The organism is Methylothermus subterraneus, assembly GCF_054656915.1.
Map to the genome: position 1 here is coordinate 25,498 of NZ_BAAHXK010000008.1, position 16,146 is coordinate 41,643.

Genomic DNA, 16,146 nt, shown 5'->3' on the forward strand with positions numbered 1-16,146 from the left:
TTCAATCCGATTCGGCGAGCAGCTCCTCGACCTTGGCTTTAAGCTCCGCTTCGTCTGCCGCGCGAAAACCTAAGTGGCGGTAGCGCACCCGGCCCTGGCGGTCGATCAGATACGCCGCCGGCATCCCCTCCACCTCGAAGGCGCGGGCGCAGTCGCCGCGCGGGTCTAAGAATACGGCAAAACGCGCCGGGTGCTGCTCGAGAAAAGCGCGGGCGTCTTGGGGGTCCTCGTCCAAGTTGACGGCAGCGACCAACAGCCCCTGCGGGCCGAATGTCTCGCTCAAGGCGTTTAAGAAACGAAACGCACGCGCGCAACTCGGGCACCAGGAAGCCCAAAAGTCCAGATACAGCACTTTGCCCGCCTGGACTTGGCGCAGGCTTGGCTTTTCCCCGGAAAGGGAGAGCAAATCGCAGTCGGGAGAGCCTGCTTGCGCCAGGCTTAGCCAGCCGGCGAGAACGAAGAAAAAACGCAAACGCCTGCGGCTCACTGCACCTGGCGGACCTGGATTTCGGTGCCCGTATGCACGCCCTCGGCGGTCATGCAGTGGTAGATCAAAGAGAAGACCCGCCCCCCGGGGCCGGTTTTGTTGACCAGCATCCGGTAAACGCCGTCGCCCCCGCGCAGCACGATAGGCTCGCTGTAGAGGCCATCGCCGGATACCTGATCGGTGACGTTGGCGGCCTGATTGCCTTTGATCACCTGGGCGTTGACCAGGAGCCCGGGAACGGGGGGAGAATCGTCGCGCACCTGCACAAACAGAAAACCGGTCGGGCCGTGGCCGTCGTCGGCGCAGATCACATCGGCCATATCGGTGGCCTGGGCGTCTGGGCTTTGAGGGAACAGCGGCAAGGGAATGTTAGTCACATCGTGCGCCAGGCTCAACCCCGCCCACCCCAACAGCACGCTCCACAATAGGCGTTTCATTCGCTTTTGCCTCCGCAAGATAAAGCGGGGACAGTATAGCCGTCCCCGCCCCGGCTGCCAATCACGGCGCCGGCCAGATCTGCTGGCCTTGCCAGATCACCTTCATATCGCGCTTGAGTTGATTCATGGACGGATAAATGCGCACGTCCACCCCTTGGCCGCAGCTTGCCGGCAGCGGCGATTGGGTGAGATTGCGGTTGACTTTGAACGTCGCCGGCGAATCGTAAGCGTGCGCAGGGTCGCCGAAGTACTTAGCATCCAGGCTGCCCGGCTCCACCCCGGGCACCGCCTTCACCCAGAAATTGGTCGCGTGGTTGAACTCGGGATCGGCCACGCTTTTGATCTCGCAGATGTCGGCGATCGCCGGGATGAAGGTGATGCTCTTGGCGCAGGAATTGTCCTGAAACACCGCGGCCTGGATGCGAAACGGTATTGGCCCGTACCAATTGTGCGGCGGCAAGCCCTCTCCCCCGCCAGCCCAGTAACCGATGGGGTTGCCGTTGGGGTCCGAGATCATCTGCTGGATGGGAAACACCTCGTTGCTCTTGATCACGCGGATGAATCCGCCGGCCTGAATAAAATCGGAAACCGGCCCGTTGTGGCGCGTCCAGGTCTTGCCACCGTCGCTTGAGACTTCGACGATGGAGTCGGTTTGGTCGGGCATGACCAAGACCTCGCCGATGACGTTCATCTCGCCGCAGCCGTGGGCGATGTTGGCCTGGGTGACGTACGTGGCATGCATGGCGCGGTTTTCGTCGGCGCTTGCGGGCGACAGGCGGGTGTGGGCGAACGCCTGATCGATGCCTAAAGCCCCTACGCCTAAAGCCAAAAGCAGGGCGGGTCGTTTGAGCTTCATGGATTCCTCCTTCGCAAGTTGGGTTATTGTGAAATAAGTCCAGACAAAGCGTTCTTTACAAAAACCGTGCCTTTGAGGAAAAACAAACGCTTGGAAAATCCCCAGCGTTTTAGTCTGCGGCATTTGCCACAGACGTGCGGCAAATGCCTCACAAGAAAAGCTCGCGGCCGACCTGCTCAAACGGCAAGGCGCGGTAGGCTTTGGCCTTGTCTTGCTGCAGAAACTCCAAAGGATTGTGCGCATCGCGCAGGATGGGCGCGGAGGAAGGTTTAAGCTCGAGCTGATAAACTTTAAGCTCCGCGGGAAGCGTTAGCGGCGTGAAAGCTGCCAGCAACAAAAAGTCGGTGAAGTTTTCTTGAGGTTCGGCGGCCAACAGCACGACGTGCGGAAAGACCGCCTGCAAAGTGCGTAAGACCGCCTCTAGCGCCTGCCGCCCACGCCCGGTCTGGAAGCCGACGAAGTTGAGCAACATTCCCCCGCCTGGGGAAAGCCTAGCGCGCAAGTCTTGAAACGCTTCTAAGGTCAAGAGATGGGTCGGCTCGCTGCCGCCGGTAAAGCAGTCGTGGACGATCAGGTCGTAAAGGTGTGGGATTTGCCGCACCTTGGCGCGCGCATCGGCGACCCAAAGTCTTCCTGGCGGGCGAAAGCCGAAGTAACGCTCCGCCGCTTCGGCGACCGCCGGGTCGATTTCGATCGCATCCACAGCCAACCCGCGCGCCTGCATCTTCGGCACCAGGGTGCCGGCCCCAAGGCCGATGAGCAAAGCGTTTTGCGCCTTAGGGAAAAGGTCAAACGCCTTGGCGACCAATTCCTGATAAGCCAGCCGGCTTTCGCCGCTGGCAAGGTCGATGCCACCGATAATCGAGGCATCGACCAACAGCCAGCGCGCATTGAGCCTGCGGTCATCCACTACCCGCACCTGGCCGTAAAGGCTCTCGCGCTGGAATAGGCCGGCTGAGGGCGCCTTAGTCGACGCCCACAGGCTCAAAGCCAAGGCGATGAGCAGCCAAGCCGGCCGCCAAGGTTGATTTTGGCGCCTTGCCTCCCAGCGCGAAAAGAGCGCCGCCAGCGCGATTAGGCTTATCCCCAAAGCGCCGAGCAAAACGCGCGAACCAAAGGCCGGCAGCAGATAAAAGCCGACGGCTAAGGTGCCCACCACGCTGCCCAAAGTACTGACGGCGTATACGTTGCCCGAGGCAAGACCGGCTGGAGTAGCCAAGCCGGCGCAGCACAGGTGGATGATCCACGGCCCCACCATGGCCAAGAACGTCAGGGGCAAAGCAAACAGGAGGCTGGCGCTGACCAGCGCCCCTAGGTGCAAGCCCAAAGGATCGGTAAGCACAAGCACCGGCCTAGCTACCAGCGGCGCCAGCGCGCAACCAACCCCTGCCAGCGCTAACACTTGGCTCAAGCTCAAAGCCGACCGCCCCGCCAAAACCCCGCCCAAAAAATAACCCAAAGCGAGCGCTACCAAGGTCACCGAGATCAGCGCCGCCCAGACGATGAGGCTGGTGCCGTAGACCGGCGCGAGCACCCGCGTGCCCAAGATTTCCACGCCCATCGCTGCCGCTCCTGTCCAGAAGACGACCGCATATAGCCCAAATCGTTCGATGGCGCGCATGAGTTAAGATCCGGTCGTAAAGTACAAAAGCTTTAAAGCACTTTTTAGGCCAAATCTGGCGGAAATTATGCTTCCTTTAAGGCCGTACGAAACTCTAACGCACCAAGCTCATCGGTAGGACGTTAGTTTCTTCCTCCTGCTAACACTATACGTAGCTTTAGATTCGCGTATGGCGGGCAGTTCATCCAACCCTGACAAGTCTCTCCCGATGACCAGCTCCCTCATGGTCGCGTGATGGGTGTTTTTCATCGGAATCAAACGCATCTGAAACCCGTGCCGTCGCGCCATTTCTTTTACTTCTTCCGCTTCGTCATAAGTCATCAAAAAATCGCCCACGAGCGACTCACAGATCGTGAAGAGACGCTCGTGATCAAGCTCGTGATGTTTATAGAGTCGCTTGCCGGCTTTCTTTCCACCGGCTGTATAGGGAGGGTCAATGAAATAGATGGCATCCTCACAATGAGCAAACTCCGTCATTACTTTCAATCCATCGTCGCAGCGGAAATCAATCCGATTTACAATATGATTAAGGGCGATGAGCCTTTGGGCAAGCGTCTCTGGATACCAACGCGAACCGATTCCTTTTCCGTTCTCTCCTTGCCTTATGAATCGAGAGCCTTCGGCCAGTATCCCCCCATGCAGCGTTCGGTTCTTCAGAATCGTTTGAAATGCCTGTTCTCGCCTCGTATCTGGAGTTTTCTGGAGCTCTGCTTCGACGGCTCCTCTTGTCATCGTGAATGTCAAGATTCGATGAGCCAGCCACTCCGCATCACCGTTTGCAATGGTTTCCCAGACTGCCGCCACTTCGTCATCCAATTCGACCATAACCGCTCTCTCAACCAAATTCTCAAAGAGGGCGGTAAGGCTAATGATCCCGCCACCGGCAAAAGGTTCAACCAGAATCTGCGGTTTTGTCTTGAGGCTGGCTACCCACCTTCGGAATGTGGGCACAAACCACGTCTTTCCACCGGGATAGCGGAAAGGACTTCGTTGCGGAACGGACGCGACATTCACCGGGCGGAGTAATACTATCTCGTCGGAACATTCAGGCAATAATGAGAGTTGTCTATGCGTCTGCATGGTTAAAATGGCCTCTCAATAGTTTGGTTCGTTGGGGGAGTTTCCAGTTGCTCGTCGAGTTTTTCCTGAAGCAATTTGATGAAATCTTCCATTCTTCCTGGCGATGGGGTGGTAATAGCAAGCAAGGCAGGCTCAAATTCAGTAAAAATCTCATCCACCTTCGTCAGATGGTATCGCCCTGGCCCATGGCCCTCTTCCACACTCAGTTTCAAGTCATAGATGAGCCACGCAATATCCGCATTACTTCTCGGAACTTGTTTCAGAGTAGGTAAAGTGGCCAAGAAGCTTTTGTTCAGCGCCACAGCAATCTTCTTCTTCCAACTGTGCAAGATTCCACCCTTGTAAACAAGTTGGGGAACAAGTCTTTTTCGAGAAGAAGAAAGGTAATCAGGACGTGGATAGTTCGGTTCGCCGGACCAATCCATAGACACCCTGCTTTTTGGATCACTCATGTAATACTCGAATGGCTCGCGGACGTTGCCGGAAATATAGACAGCCTGAATCTCAAGGGCCCCGAAATCAATAACCTTGCCACTATCGTCGTAAGCGACTAGAACCACATCAATGTTTCCCGCAGACTTGCCATGAGCATCATTCAAACGGACCTCAGTCAGAGAAGTCCACCGTGTTCCCTCCTCAAAAAAGAAAGCCGCAGCGTGGTCAGCTATAATCCAGTCCTGACGAAATCGGATGGGACAGGTAATCACAGGCTTGTTTTCATGATAAATGCTGCACACACCAAGAGGGTTCTTTGCCTTGTCTTTTGTGCAATTCGGCACCTTGTTGTTGAAAGGGCAAAGACGAAGGGAGTGGTATCGTCTCGCCATGTCGGTTTGGTCATCAATCAGAAAACCAAAGACCTCTGCCAATGGCTGTCCACCACGATTCATCGTAGTTCCTTCCTCATCTAACGTCCTAACGGTTGGTTTCAGCAGCGGCGGGACAGGCAAGACGCCTTCCCCCAAACTCAACTTCGCCGGCTCGCGGCGCGTACCCGCAAGCGGCGAAGCCGCCGTCCGCCTGCAGACGGCATTTGCCGCAAATCACGGGCACCGCCTGTAAGCGCAGCCTTTTGCTGCGCTTAAAAGCCCTACGGCCATCGCACCCGACAGCCCAGGCCAAGCGCCGCCAAAAGCAGGCGGCACTGCGCTCTGATCAGAGCGCCTTTAACCGAGCGACGGCGGCTTGCAGCTTATCTAAGCTCGTAGCGATCGACACGCGCACGTGCCCGGGGGCTCCGAAAGCCGATCCAGGCACGAGAGCGATCTCCGCCCGCTCGAGCAAGAATTCGGCCAGTTCTAGGTCGTCCTTGAGCCCCAAGCGCGCGATCCAACCGGTCACTTGGGGGAACAGGTAAAACGCCCCTTCCGCCGGCAGGCAATTTATGCCTGAGATCCGGTTAAGCTCCGCAACCATAAAATCGTGGCGTTGTTTGAAGGCCTCAACCATCGGCCGAATGCAGCTTTGCTCGCCCTCCAAGGCAGCGACCGCCGCCGCTTGCGAGATCGAGGCAGGGTTGGAGGTGCTTTGCGACTGGATGTTCTTCATCGCCGCGATCAGCTCTTTGGGTCCTGCGGCGTAGCCGATGCGCCAACCGGTCATGGCATAAGCTTTGGAGACGCCGTTTAGAACGATGGTGCGCGGATAAAGCTCAGGGCAGGCGTTGAGGATATTGGCGAATTTGCCTTGCCACAGGATGTGCTCGTACATGTCGTCTGTGGCGATGAGCACGTGGGGATGGCAAAGCAGAACCTCGGCCAGCGCCTTAAGCTCCTCGAGGCTATAGACCTTGCCGGTGGGATTGGAGGGGCTGTTCAACACTAAAAGGCGCGTCTTGGGGGTGATGGCGGCCTCAAGCTGCTCGGGGGTGATCTTGAAGTTTTGTTCCTGGCCCGCTTCGATAAACACCGGGGTGGCGTCGGCCAGAAGCACCATATCGGGGTAGGAGACCCAGTAAGGGGCGGGGATGAGGACTTCGTCTCCCGGATTCAACAGTGCCTGAGCCAGGTTGTAGAAGCTCTGCTTGCCGCCGCAGGAGACCAGGATTTGCTCCAAGGCGTACTCTAGGCCGTTGTCGCGGCGGAACTTGTGGGCGATTGCCTGCTTCAAAGCCGGGATGCCGTCGACTGGGGTGTATTTGGTCATCCCCGTGCGGATCGCCTCGATGGCCGCCTGCTTGATGTGCTCGGGGGTATCGAAATCGGGCTCGCCTACGCCAAGATCGATGACCTGGCGGCCCTGGGCTTTTAGCGCCGACGCTTTGGCGCTTACCGCCAAAGTGGGAGAAGGTTTGATCCGCTGGACGCGTTCGGACAGGGAAATTGGCATAATACTCCTGATACACGGTTGAACTTGCGCGCCTATGATAGCCGAACTCAAGCCTCGCCCAAATCCCTCGGCGGCGAAAAAATTCAAGCTTCACAGTCCGTTTCAGCCGGCCGGCGACCAGCCGGAGGCGATCGCCCAGCTGGTCGAAGGATTAAACTGCGGCGAGCTGCACCAAACCTTGCTCGGGGTGACCGGTTCCGGCAAAACCTTTACCATGGCCGCGGTCATCGAACGCGTCCAGCGGCCGGCTTTGATCCTGGCGCCCAACAAGACCCTCGCCGCGCAGCTCTACGGCGAGATGAAGGGCTTTTTCCCCGAGAACGCGGTGGAGTACTTTGTCTCCTATTACGACTACTACCAGCCCGAAGCCTATCTTCCGGCTTCGGACACCTACATCGAGAAGGACGCCGCCCTCAACGAACACATCGAGCAGATGCGCCTGTCGGCGACCAAAGCCTTGCTCGAGCGGCGCGATACGGTGATCGTCGCCACCGTCTCCTCGATCTACGGTCTGGGCGAGCCGGCGGCGTACTTTGAGATGGTGCTGCACCTGCGCCGCGGCGACCTGATCGACCAGCGCAAGATTGTGCGGCGCTTGGTCGAGATGCAATACACCCGAAACGATGTAGAACTTCGGCGCGGGACGTTCCGCGTGCGCGGCGAGGTGATCGATGTGTTTCCGGCCGAGGCGGAAAAAGAGGTCTTGCGCATCGAGCTGTTTGACGACGAGATCGAGCGCCTCGAGCTGTTCGATCCTCTAACGGGCGCGCTGATCTCGCCGCTTGCCAGATACACCGTCTACCCCAAAACCCACTACGTCACCCCGCGCGCGACCTTGCTGGCGGCGGTCGAGGCGATCCGCGAAGAACTCAGGGAGCGCCTCAAGGAACTGCGCGCGGCCGGTAAATTGGTCGAAGCCCAAAGGCTGGAGCAGCGCACCCGCTTCGATCTGGAGATGATGCTGGAGGTCGGGTACTGCTCCGGGATCGAGAATTACTCGCGCCATTTGTCCGGGCGCGCTCCCGGCGAGCCGCCGCCGACCTTGTTCGACTATCTGCCCAAAGACGCCATCGTCTTCATCGACGAAAGCCACGTGACCCTCCCGCAGCTGCGCGCCATGTACCGAGGTGATCGCTCGCGCAAGGAGACGCTGGTGAACTACGGCTTCCGCCTGCCTTCGGCGCTCGACAACCGCCCTTTGCGCTTTGAGGAGTTCGAAGCGCGCGCCCCGCAGCGCATCTACGTCTCGGCCACACCCGGCCCCTACGAACGCGCCCACTCTAGCCGCCTAGTCGAGCAGGTGGTGCGGCCCACCGGCTTGGTCGACCCAGAAGTGGAAGTGCGCCCCGCCCTCACGCAAGTGGACGATTTACTTTCAGAAATTCGCTTAAGGGCAGCGCGCAACGAGCGGGTGTTGGTGACTACTTTGACCAAGCGCATGGCCGAAGACTTGACCGAATACCTGAACGAACACGGGGTCAAGGTCCGCTACCTGCATTCGGATATCGACACCGTCGAGCGCGTCGAGATCATCCAGGACCTGCGCAAGGGGGTATTCGACGCGCTAATAGGCATCAACCTGCTGCGCGAGGGCTTGGACATCCCCGAAGTCTCCTTGGTGGCGATTTTGGATGCCGACAAAGAAGGTTTCCTGCGCTCCACCGTCTCCCTGATTCAAACCATCGGCCGGGCTGCGCGCAACGTCCACGGCAAGGTGATCCTCTACGCCGACCAGGTCACTGCTTCGATGCGCCAGGCGATCGAGGAAACCGAGCGCCGCCGCGCCAAACAGATCGCTTATAACCAAAAGCACGGCGTTACCCCCAAAAGCGCCACCCGGGCGCTCGACGACATCTTGGAAGTCCCAGGACGCAGCTTCAAGCCCGCCAAATTGGCGGAAACCGCCGCCGGCTACGCGCTTTCACCCAAATCGCCCAAGGAGGCGGCCAGACTGATCAAACAGCTGGAAGAGAGGATGTACCGGCACGCGCGCGACTTGGAGTTTGAGGAGGCCGCCAGGCTGCGCGATGAAATCGCCGCCCTTAAAACCCGTTTTGCCCGAGGCTAAGCTTTGAGCGTTTTTGTGACCCAGATCACCCACCAACCCCAAGCGCTGGGTCTATGCTCAGAATTCCTAACCACCAAAACCGGGAGGTTTTTATGCACAAAACCTTAAGTTTGGGCGTTTTAGGAGCGGCCTTGTGCGCGTGGCAGATGGCCTTTGCCGCGGTGGATCTGAACTCTGCCAGTGCCGAGGAAATCGCCGAAGCCTTGAACGGGGTGGGCAAGGTCAAAGCCGAAGCGATCGTCGCCGAGCGTACCCAAAACGGCCCGTTCAAGGATTTGAACGAGGTGGCGGAGCGGGTCAAAGGGATCGGCCCGGCCACCTTAGAGAAAAACAAGGACAATATCGTCCTTGGGACTACTCCGACCCAAAAGAACAACGCTGCGGCCGAGAAAAAATAGCTTGTCAAACGCTCTTCTAGGCGGGCATTCTAATGCCCGCCTGGTTATTCTTTTGCCTTGTATGAACAAACACCTCCGCTGGCACCACGCCACCGTGACCCGCCGCGACCGCGAACGGCTCAACGGCCACCGAAGTTTCATCCTGTGGTTCACCGGCCTGTCCGGGGCAGGCAAATCCACCCTCGCCCATCGGGTCGAAGAGCTTTTGTACCTGCGCGGTTGCCGCACCTACGTGTTCGACGGCGACAACGTCCGCCACGGCCTGTGCGCCGATTTGGGCTTTAGCCCCGAAGACCGGCACGAGAACATCCGCCGCATCGGCGAGATGAGTAAATTATTCATCGACGCCGGGGTGATCGCCCTGACCGCCTTCATCTCGCCTTTCCGCCGCGACCGACAGCTGGTGCGTTCCTTGGTCGAGCCGGGCGACTTCATCGAGATTTACTGCAACGCCCCGCTGGAGGTGTGCGAGCAGCGCGACGTCAAAGGCCTGTATCAAAAAGCCCGGCGCGGGGAAATCAAAGACTTCACCGGCATCTCTTCCCCTTATGAACCGCCGGAGAATCCCGAAATCGTCGTCCACACCGGCACCGAACCGCTGGACGTCTGCGCCCGCCAGATTCTGGATTACCTGGAAAAAAATCATAAAATTGCGCTGATTCCAGAAACCGAACAACGCTGGGAGTGGGTTCGTGAGGATTAACAAAGCCGTCTTTCCCGTCGCCGGGCTTGGAACCCGGTTTCTGCCGGCCACCAAGGCCAGCCCCAAGGAGATGCTGCCGATCGTGGACAAGCCGCTCATTCAATACGCGGTGGAAGAAGCGGCCGCTGCGGGGATCGAACTGATGGTATTCGTCACCGGCCGGACCAAGAACGCCATCGCCGACCACTTCGACAAAGCTTATGAGCTGGAGACCGAACTCAAAAACCGCGGCAATTTTAAAAAACTCGAGCTGGTTCGAAACATCCCTCCGCCTGGGGTCAACTGCGTGTACATCCGCCAGGCCGAGGCTTTGGGACTTGGTCATGCGGTCTTGTGCGCCAAGCCGGTGATCGGCCACGAACCGTTCGCGGTGCTGCTTGCCGACGACTTGATCGAAAACGGCGGCTGCCTTAAAGAGATGGTGGAAATCTATCAGTCTCATGGGCGCTCCGTGATCGCGGTCGAAGAGGTACCCCCGGAAGCGACCGAAAGCTACGGCATCGTCGCCGTCTCCCAAGTGAGCGGCAACGTCTCGCGCATTGAGAAGATCGTGGAAAAGCCCAAGCCCGAGCAGGCCCCGTCCAACTTAGGCGTAGTTGGGCGCTATATCCTGACCCCGAAGATCTTTGACCTGCTGGAGACCGTCGACCGCGGCGCCGGCGGCGAGATCCAGCTTACCGACGCGATCGCCAAACTGCTCGAATACGAACTGGTCTACGCTTTCCGGCTCGAGAAAAAACGTTACGACTGCGGCTCCAAGCTCGGGTATCTCGAGGCCACCGTCGATCACGCCTTGCAGCACCCCGAAGTGGCCGAAGGCTTTAGGGAGTATCTCAAACGCCTAAGCCTCGAACAATCGTAAGGCTTTGCCTTTAGCGGCCATAGCCAAGGCGTAAAAAATTGTGTTATCGTTGGCCTGCAACAACCTTGAGGAGGGGACGATGAAACCTTGGATTTGGATCTTTATCTTGGGCCTTGCTTTGGGAATCACCGCCTGCGGCAAGAAAGAAGAACAAAAGCCGGCGCCAGCCGCGCCTGAGCAGCCGGCCACGCCGACCCCGCCGGCCGAACCAAGCACCGGGCCTGCGCCGATGCCCCAGCCGGCAGAACCTGCCCCGGCCCAATAAAAAAGCTTTAGGCCGCTGCCTCTTTTTAGGCAGCGGCCTCTCTTTATCAGACCTTAAGCGATAAGCCGCCAAAAAATTCCAGGCTTAACCGGCCTAAAGTGCGTCATTTCCCACCTAGACTGCGGCATAAGCCGCGGTTTCCCCGGTTCGCGTTCCTGAACTCAAGCAAAATCCTTTTTAAGATCAATTCCTTAAATCTTAAGGAATGACTTTTGCTTGATTCTAAATCCCAACCCCAACGACTTTGGCTTGGAGGAGCTATGCCTAAACGCCTTTGGATCACCCTAGCGATGTTGCCGTTCCCTGCTCTCGCCCAATACGAGCAGCTGCCCACGCTGATCGTCGAAGGCGATGTCATGCAGCCGGGAACGGTCAGCCTGCAGCCAGGCACCATCGGCTCTTTGGATGCGGCCAATTTCTTAAAGCACATCCCGGGGGGCAACGTCAACCGCAACGGCCCCTTGACGGGGATCGCTCAGTTCCGCGGGCTTTACGGCGAGCGCGTCAACCTCCTCACCAACCAGATGGCGCTCAAGCCCGCCTGCACCAACGCCATGGACGACCCGGCCAGCCATATTCCCTCCTCGCTGTTTCGCTCGGTCACCATCTACCGCGAGGTCACGCCTGTATCGACCGGGCTTGAAACCTTAGGCGGGACGATCCTGATGGAATCGCGCCAAAGCGAGTTCACCGACGAGGAGCGCTTTAGCCTGCAAGGTTTTGCCAGTTCCGGCTACAACAGCGTCAGCAACGGCTATTTCGGTGCCGGCCTGATCGGCGTGGCCAACCAAAACTTACGCGCTCACTTTGCCGGCAGCGTCGAGGACGGGCGCGATTACCGCTTCGATCGCACCCGCCGCGTCAATCCCAGCGAATACCGGCGCGAAACTTACGAACTGGGCTTTGGCGTGCGCCACGCCGGCCACGATTTTGGCTTCACCTACGACAAGAAAGACATGGGCCACACCGGCACTCCCGCCCTGCCTATGGACATCCTCTGGGATAGGATGCAGATCTACCGCGGCAACTACACCTGGGATCTCGGGGAAGGGTGGAAGCTTGCCGCCATGACCTTTTATCAAAACGCCAACCACGTAATGAACAACTTTACTCTGCGCCCAGCGCCTATGGATCCCCAGCGCTGGCGCGAAGCAGAGACGGAGATGGAAACCGGCGGTTATCGGCTCGTGTTGACTATGCCGTCCGGCCCCGGCAGCCTGCAGGTGGGGTTCGACGGCGACCTATTCTTGCAGAACGCCACCGTGCGCAATCCCAACAACCCTGCGTTTTTCTATACCAACTTTGAAGACATCAACCGCAACCGCTACAGCGCTTTCCTCGAATGGCAAGGCGAGCCTATCGAGCGCCTGAGCGCCAACTTAGGAGTGCGCTACCGGTTTACCTACATGGACGCCGGCAAGGTGGACGCCACCCCGGCGCGGATGATGCCCATGGGTCCGGTGGCGGCGCTGCGCGATCGCTTCAACGCCGCCGAGCGCCGTCAGGATCAGCACGACGTGGACATCGCGATGAATTTCCGCTATCGGCTCGACGAGTCGCTCGACCTGGTCTTGGGGCTGGCGCGCAAAACCCAGGCGCCCACCTACCAGCAACGCTACCTTTGGTCGCCGTTTGAGGCCACCGGCGGCCTTGCCGACGGGCGCGTGTACATGGGCAACATCGGCCTAGACAGCGAAAAGTCTTACGAAGCCGTGGCCGGTTTCGATCTGCACCTGCCGCACGTAGGCGGCTTCGTCCACGATCTGTACTTTGAGCCGCGCGGCTTTTACCGCTACATCAACGACTACATCCAAGGCCAGCGCGCCACCGACCCGCTGGTGCTCGCGGCCGCCAACGTCTTGGTGCCGGGGCGCACCTGTCCCAACGATCCTTCCCCCGGCGACAACGACGCCTCCGACTGCGTGCTGCAGTGGACCAACATCGACGCGCAGCTCTACGGCACCGACATTCGCGCCGGTCTCGCCCTGGGCGAATATTTCCGCCTTGACGGCCTCATGAACTACACCCGTGGCCAGCAGCTCAGCGGCAAAGACGACAACCTCTACCGCATCGCCCCGCTCAACGGCCGCATCCGCGGCACGGTGTCGCTGTGGGACTTTGCACTTTCTGCCGAATTGGTCGGCGCTTTGCGCCAGGACAAGGTCTCTGAATACAACAAAGAGCGCAAAACCTCCGACTGGAGCGTGGTCAACCTGCGCTTGCAGTATCAGCCGTCGTACAAGTACGTCGAGGGCTTGAAAGTGGCCTTTGGGGTGGACAACCTGTTCGATAACGAACACTACGACCACACCAACGGCTTAAACCGCGTCGGCGGCGTGCGCGATTTGCCGGTAGGGGCGCGCCTGCCGAATCCGGGACGGAACCTTTACGTCACTATGGTCTATGATTTTTAAGCGATACAGGAGACAGTGCGCAGGTGGATCCGCAAAGCGCATCGCTATTTAGCGGCAATCGTTGGCGTGCAAATTCTGGCCTGGACAGTAGGCGGCGTTTATTTTAGTTGGAGTTCGCTGGCGTGGATTCGTGGAGAAACTCTCAAAGCGCCCGTGCCTCCGCCGCAAGCGGTCGACTGGGAGCGCCTGGCACGTGCTTTTTTAGCGTTTCAGAAACAAGGGGAGATGGTTGAACAGGTCGAGCTGGCTTCTATCGGCCAAACGATCGTGCGGGTGCGTCTGCGCACCGCGCAAGGAGAAACCCGCTTTGCCCTCTTGTCTGCGGAAGGCGCGCGCCTTCCTCCTGTAGATCGCCAAACCGCCATCACGCTAGCCCGGCAAAGCTTGCGCGTCGCCGCCGCGGTGGCAGCGGTCGAGTACGTACGCGAAATCCCCCCGGGCCACGAGTACCGTGGGCGGCCGCTGCCCGCGTGGGCGGTTCGGTTTGCCTTGCCGGGCCGGCCTACGGTGTACGTCGCCGCCGAGCGCGCGGAAGTGGCCGCGATCCGCCACGACGGCTGGCGGCTGTTTGACTTTCTCTGGATGCTTCACACCCTTGATTTTCAGGGACGCGATGATTTCAACAACCCTTGGCTAAGGGCGATTTCCCTGGCCGCGTTGGCGAGCGTGCTTTCAGGCTATCTTTTGTTCGCCGTCTCGCGCGCCCAGCGCCGGCGCTTTAAGACGCGACCTCCGCCGTCGCAGCCGCAGGCCGAAGACCGCTTGGATGGCAAATCCCGCTCCGCCCAGCGTCAGTAGCACCTGGCCCAGTGCGCCACCCACCTGGCCAGTATGCAAGGCGTAGACCCATTGGCGCCAGTTCGCCGCTTGCCTCTCCAAACGCCCGTCGGGGTAGAAGGAAAGGCGCAATTCTCCCAGATCGAGAGCCAAAGCGCGAGACCGACTCAACCCAAGCTCCCACGGCTCGTCGGAGTTTTGCGGCACGACGATCTCGCGCAGGCAATAGTCCGGAAAAAGGGTATGGGCTTGCGCGACGACCGCCTCCAGGGTAAGGGCGGGGCGCGTAAGCTGCGGCTCGGGCGCAGGTAAAGTGCCAAGCCATCCGCCAGGCAGGGCCAGCACCAGGCCAGAAACCGAGCTGATCAGCAGCGGCGGGGCGATGAGCAGGCCAAGCCGCCGGTGGCACGCCGCCAGGGAAAATCCATAAGCCCGGCGCCAAAGCGCCAGCCCGCTGGCTAAAAGCGCAAATAAAGCCAAAGCGCAGGCGATCAGGACCGGCCGGCCGCGGTCGCCCAAAAACCAACCGGCGTGAAAGCGATACAAAGCTTGCCACAGCGGCGATTTAAGCGCGGTTTCGCGAAGGATCTGCAAGCTGTCGGGGTCGAGCCAGAGCACTTGCGGTTCGGCTTCCGCAATCAAATCTTCCGCCAAAAAGATCAGCCGCACCGCCTCGCCTTCCCGTTCGGGCAAAACGATCCGCCAACTGCCAGGCTCCGGGTGGCGATCTTGCGCCACTTCAAGCAGTTTCATCAGGATCGCAGGCTCAACCGCCCGCGGCGCTTTGGGTTTTGGCCACCCATCCTGCCAGAGCAAGGCGCTGCCGGCCAATACCCAGGCGCTCAGACCCACCCCTAACCCCAAGGCGAGCAGACGGTGCAAGCGGCGTAGCCTCGCTTTCATAACCGGCGCCGCCACCAATACCAGCTTACCCCTAAGCCCAGCGCGGCAGAAGCGCCACCCAAGGCCACAGGCCACCCGGGCTTGGGCGCGCCGCCTACCGCCAAGGGGATGCGCAGCTCATCGATCAGATCTTCACTTTGGAAGCGGACGAGCACCGCGTAGCGCCCGGGCCGGTCGAAGTTTGCCTGGAGGCTGGCGACCCCTTGGGGGTAGGTTTGCGGCGCAAGCTCAAGCAGGGTACGCAACTCATGACCCTGGGCGTCTTCTTCGACCACCGCCAAGGCGATCGGCACGCGGCGGGCGTCGCGGTCCATAAAATCGATCCCGAGGTAGCTCAACGCAGCCCGCGGCAGTTCCCGGCAATAGCGCTGAAACTCGCCTTCTTTTTTAGATCCCGGCTGGAAAGCGCTAAAATGCACGATGTGCAAGTCGGTTTGCGCCAGGCACTCGTCTTCTTGCGGCGGAGGCTTGGCGTGCGCTTCAGCGGCCAGCCAAACGATCCAGCAAACGATCCAGCAGCGACTTAGAATCGGTTTGCGCACGGCTTTCTCCTTCGACGGTAAAGCGGTAGCTGCCTGACACGATGTGGGTGTCGGCCGACTGGACGCGGTAGCGTACAAGGTATTCCCCCGGCGGCAAGGGTTGTTTGAGGCTGGCCTTGACGATGCTGCCGTCGAGCAGGTCACGGGCGGCATCGCCTTCATCCACTCGCCGCCGGTGTCGATCGACCACCGCCACCGCTAGATAGCGCTTGCCGACCGGCGCATCGAAGCGCAAAGTGATGTTCTCTGGAGGCTGCGCGAGCTTTTGGTTTGGCTTTGGATTGGCTTCCACCAAAATGGCGTGGGCGCCCGCTTGGCCGACCCAGGCCAACCCAATCAGGCAGACAAGCCCCAGCCATCCGGCCCGGTAAAACCGCAGTCTGTTCTCGATAGTCTTGCGCATGA

16 protein-coding genes are annotated in these 16,146 nt (G+C 59.5%); 6 read left to right on the forward strand and 10 right to left on the reverse strand.

Features of this window, described 5'->3' with window-relative positions:
* Nucleotide 1: 1 nt before the first annotated feature.
* The 7 genes from ACYQ3M_RS08335 to ACYQ3M_RS08365 all read right to left on the reverse strand — a co-directional run bounded on the left by ACYQ3M_RS08335 (nucleotide 2) and on the right by ACYQ3M_RS08365 (nucleotide 6,809).
* Nucleotides 2-472 (reverse strand): TlpA family protein disulfide reductase, encoded by a 471-nt coding sequence (locus ACYQ3M_RS08335; RefSeq protein WP_460035615.1) that lies wholly within the window; start codon nucleotides 470-472, stop codon nucleotides 2-4.
* An 11-nt stretch (nucleotides 473-483) separates the two neighbouring features.
* Entirely contained in the window at nucleotides 484-924 is a 441-nt protein-coding gene (locus ACYQ3M_RS08340; protein ID WP_460035616.1) for a hypothetical protein, read from the reverse strand.
* 61 nt (nucleotides 925-985) lie between these two features.
* Nucleotides 986-1,780, reverse strand: coding sequence for a hypothetical protein (locus ACYQ3M_RS08345; RefSeq protein WP_460035617.1), 795 nt, complete (start codon nucleotides 1,778-1,780; stop codon nucleotides 986-988).
* Between the two features lie 148 nt (nucleotides 1,781-1,928).
* A complete protein-coding gene (locus ACYQ3M_RS08350; RefSeq protein WP_460035618.1) occupies nucleotides 1,929-3,401 on the reverse strand; it encodes a fused MFS/spermidine synthase in 1,473 nt (490 codons plus the stop codon).
* Nucleotides 3,402-3,509: 108 nt separating this feature from the next.
* A complete protein-coding gene (locus ACYQ3M_RS08355) occupies nucleotides 3,510-4,481 on the reverse strand; it encodes a DNA adenine methylase (RefSeq protein ID WP_460035619.1) in 972 nt (323 codons plus the stop codon).
* 2 nt (nucleotides 4,482-4,483) lie between these two features.
* Nucleotides 4,484-5,452, reverse strand: coding sequence for a NotI family restriction endonuclease (locus ACYQ3M_RS08360; RefSeq protein ID WP_460035620.1), 969 nt, complete (start codon nucleotides 5,450-5,452; stop codon nucleotides 4,484-4,486).
* A gap of 184 nt (nucleotides 5,453-5,636) precedes the next feature.
* Nucleotides 5,637-6,809: a pyridoxal phosphate-dependent aminotransferase gene (locus ACYQ3M_RS08365; protein ID WP_460035621.1), complete on the reverse strand. Its 1,173-nt coding sequence runs from the start codon at nucleotides 6,807-6,809 to the stop codon at nucleotides 5,637-5,639.
* Between the two features lie 34 nt (nucleotides 6,810-6,843).
* Here ACYQ3M_RS08365 and uvrB point away from each other — a divergent pair, with 34 nt between their 5' ends.
* The 6 genes from uvrB to ACYQ3M_RS08395 all read left to right on the forward strand — a co-directional run bounded on the left by uvrB (nucleotide 6,844) and on the right by ACYQ3M_RS08395 (nucleotide 13,519).
* The gene (gene uvrB / locus ACYQ3M_RS08370) at nucleotides 6,844-8,877 is read left to right on the forward strand and encodes an excinuclease ABC subunit UvrB (protein WP_460035622.1); all 2,034 of its coding nucleotides are present in this window, start codon (nucleotides 6,844-6,846) and stop codon (nucleotides 8,875-8,877) included.
* Nucleotides 8,878-8,969: 92 nt separating this feature from the next.
* Nucleotides 8,970-9,275, forward strand: a complete 306-nt coding sequence (locus tag ACYQ3M_RS08375; protein WP_460035623.1) for a ComEA family DNA-binding protein — start codon at nucleotides 8,970-8,972, stop codon at nucleotides 9,273-9,275.
* 61 nt (nucleotides 9,276-9,336) lie between these two features.
* Nucleotides 9,337-9,978 (forward strand): adenylyl-sulfate kinase, encoded by a 642-nt coding sequence (gene cysC, locus ACYQ3M_RS08380; RefSeq protein WP_460035624.1) that lies wholly within the window; start codon nucleotides 9,337-9,339, stop codon nucleotides 9,976-9,978.
* Nucleotides 9,968-10,840 (forward strand): UTP--glucose-1-phosphate uridylyltransferase GalU, encoded by an 873-nt coding sequence (galU, locus tag ACYQ3M_RS08385; protein ID WP_460035625.1) that lies wholly within the window; start codon nucleotides 9,968-9,970, stop codon nucleotides 10,838-10,840. The genes cysC and galU overlap by 11 nt, the downstream gene beginning before the upstream one ends.
* A 79-nt stretch (nucleotides 10,841-10,919) precedes the next feature.
* Nucleotides 10,920-11,105 carry a hypothetical protein gene (locus ACYQ3M_RS08390; RefSeq protein ID WP_460035626.1) on the forward strand — a complete coding sequence of 62 codons (186 nt, stop codon included), beginning with the start codon at nucleotides 10,920-10,922 and terminating at the stop codon, nucleotides 11,103-11,105.
* A gap of 260 nt (nucleotides 11,106-11,365) precedes the next feature.
* The gene (locus ACYQ3M_RS08395) at nucleotides 11,366-13,519 is read left to right on the forward strand and encodes a TonB-dependent receptor plug domain-containing protein (protein WP_460035627.1); all 2,154 of its coding nucleotides are present in this window, start codon (nucleotides 11,366-11,368) and stop codon (nucleotides 13,517-13,519) included.
* A gap of 672 nt (nucleotides 13,520-14,191) precedes the next feature.
* On the opposite strand, the gene ACYQ3M_RS08400 is transcribed toward ACYQ3M_RS08395, so the two are convergent.
* From ACYQ3M_RS08400 to ACYQ3M_RS08410, 3 genes are read right to left on the reverse strand one after another with little or no spacing between them, the layout of a single operon-like run.
* Nucleotides 14,192-15,199, reverse strand: coding sequence for a PepSY domain-containing protein (locus ACYQ3M_RS08400; RefSeq protein WP_460035628.1), 1,008 nt, complete (start codon nucleotides 15,197-15,199; stop codon nucleotides 14,192-14,194).
* Nucleotides 15,196-15,741 carry a hypothetical protein gene (locus ACYQ3M_RS08405; RefSeq protein WP_460035629.1) on the reverse strand — a complete coding sequence of 182 codons (546 nt, stop codon included), beginning with the start codon at nucleotides 15,739-15,741 and terminating at the stop codon, nucleotides 15,196-15,198. Before ACYQ3M_RS08405 ends, ACYQ3M_RS08400 begins: the two co-directional genes overlap by 4 nt.
* Nucleotides 15,680-16,144: a copper resistance CopC family protein gene (locus tag ACYQ3M_RS08410; protein ID WP_460035630.1), complete on the reverse strand. Its 465-nt coding sequence runs from the start codon at nucleotides 16,142-16,144 to the stop codon at nucleotides 15,680-15,682. Before ACYQ3M_RS08410 ends, ACYQ3M_RS08405 begins: the two co-directional genes overlap by 62 nt.
* Nucleotides 16,145-16,146 lie beyond the last annotated feature (2 nt).

Bases quoted from the DNA above. Each gene is read 5' to 3' on its own strand.
- ACYQ3M_RS08340 (WP_460035616.1), bottom strand. From the start codon at position 924: ATGAAACGCCTATTGTGGAGCGTGCTGTTGGGGTGGGCGGGGTTGAGC.
- ACYQ3M_RS08345 (WP_460035617.1), bottom strand. From the start codon at position 1,780: ATGAAGCTCAAACGACCCGCCCTGCTTTTGGCTTTAGGCGTAGGGGCT.
- ACYQ3M_RS08350 (WP_460035618.1), bottom strand. From the start codon at position 3,401: ATGCGCGCCATCGAACGATTTGGGCTATATGCGGTCGTCTTCTGGACA.
- ACYQ3M_RS08355 (WP_460035619.1), bottom strand. From the start codon at position 4,481: ATGCAGACGCATAGACAACTCTCATTATTGCCTGAATGTTCCGACGAG.
- ACYQ3M_RS08365 (WP_460035621.1), bottom strand. From the start codon at position 6,809: ATGCCAATTTCCCTGTCCGAACGCGTCCAGCGGATCAAACCTTCTCCC.
- uvrB (WP_460035622.1), top strand. From the start codon at position 6,844: ATGATAGCCGAACTCAAGCCTCGCCCAAATCCCTCGGCGGCGAAAAAA.
- ACYQ3M_RS08375 (WP_460035623.1), top strand. From the start codon at position 8,970: ATGCACAAAACCTTAAGTTTGGGCGTTTTAGGAGCGGCCTTGTGCGCG.
- cysC (WP_460035624.1), top strand. From the start codon at position 9,337: ATGAACAAACACCTCCGCTGGCACCACGCCACCGTGACCCGCCGCGAC.
- ACYQ3M_RS08390 (WP_460035626.1), top strand. From the start codon at position 10,920: ATGAAACCTTGGATTTGGATCTTTATCTTGGGCCTTGCTTTGGGAATC.
- ACYQ3M_RS08395 (WP_460035627.1), top strand. From the start codon at position 11,366: ATGCCTAAACGCCTTTGGATCACCCTAGCGATGTTGCCGTTCCCTGCT.
- ACYQ3M_RS08400 (WP_460035628.1), bottom strand. From the start codon at position 15,199: ATGAAAGCGAGGCTACGCCGCTTGCACCGTCTGCTCGCCTTGGGGTTA.
- ACYQ3M_RS08410 (WP_460035630.1), bottom strand. From the start codon at position 16,144: ATGCGCAAGACTATCGAGAACAGACTGCGGTTTTACCGGGCCGGATGG.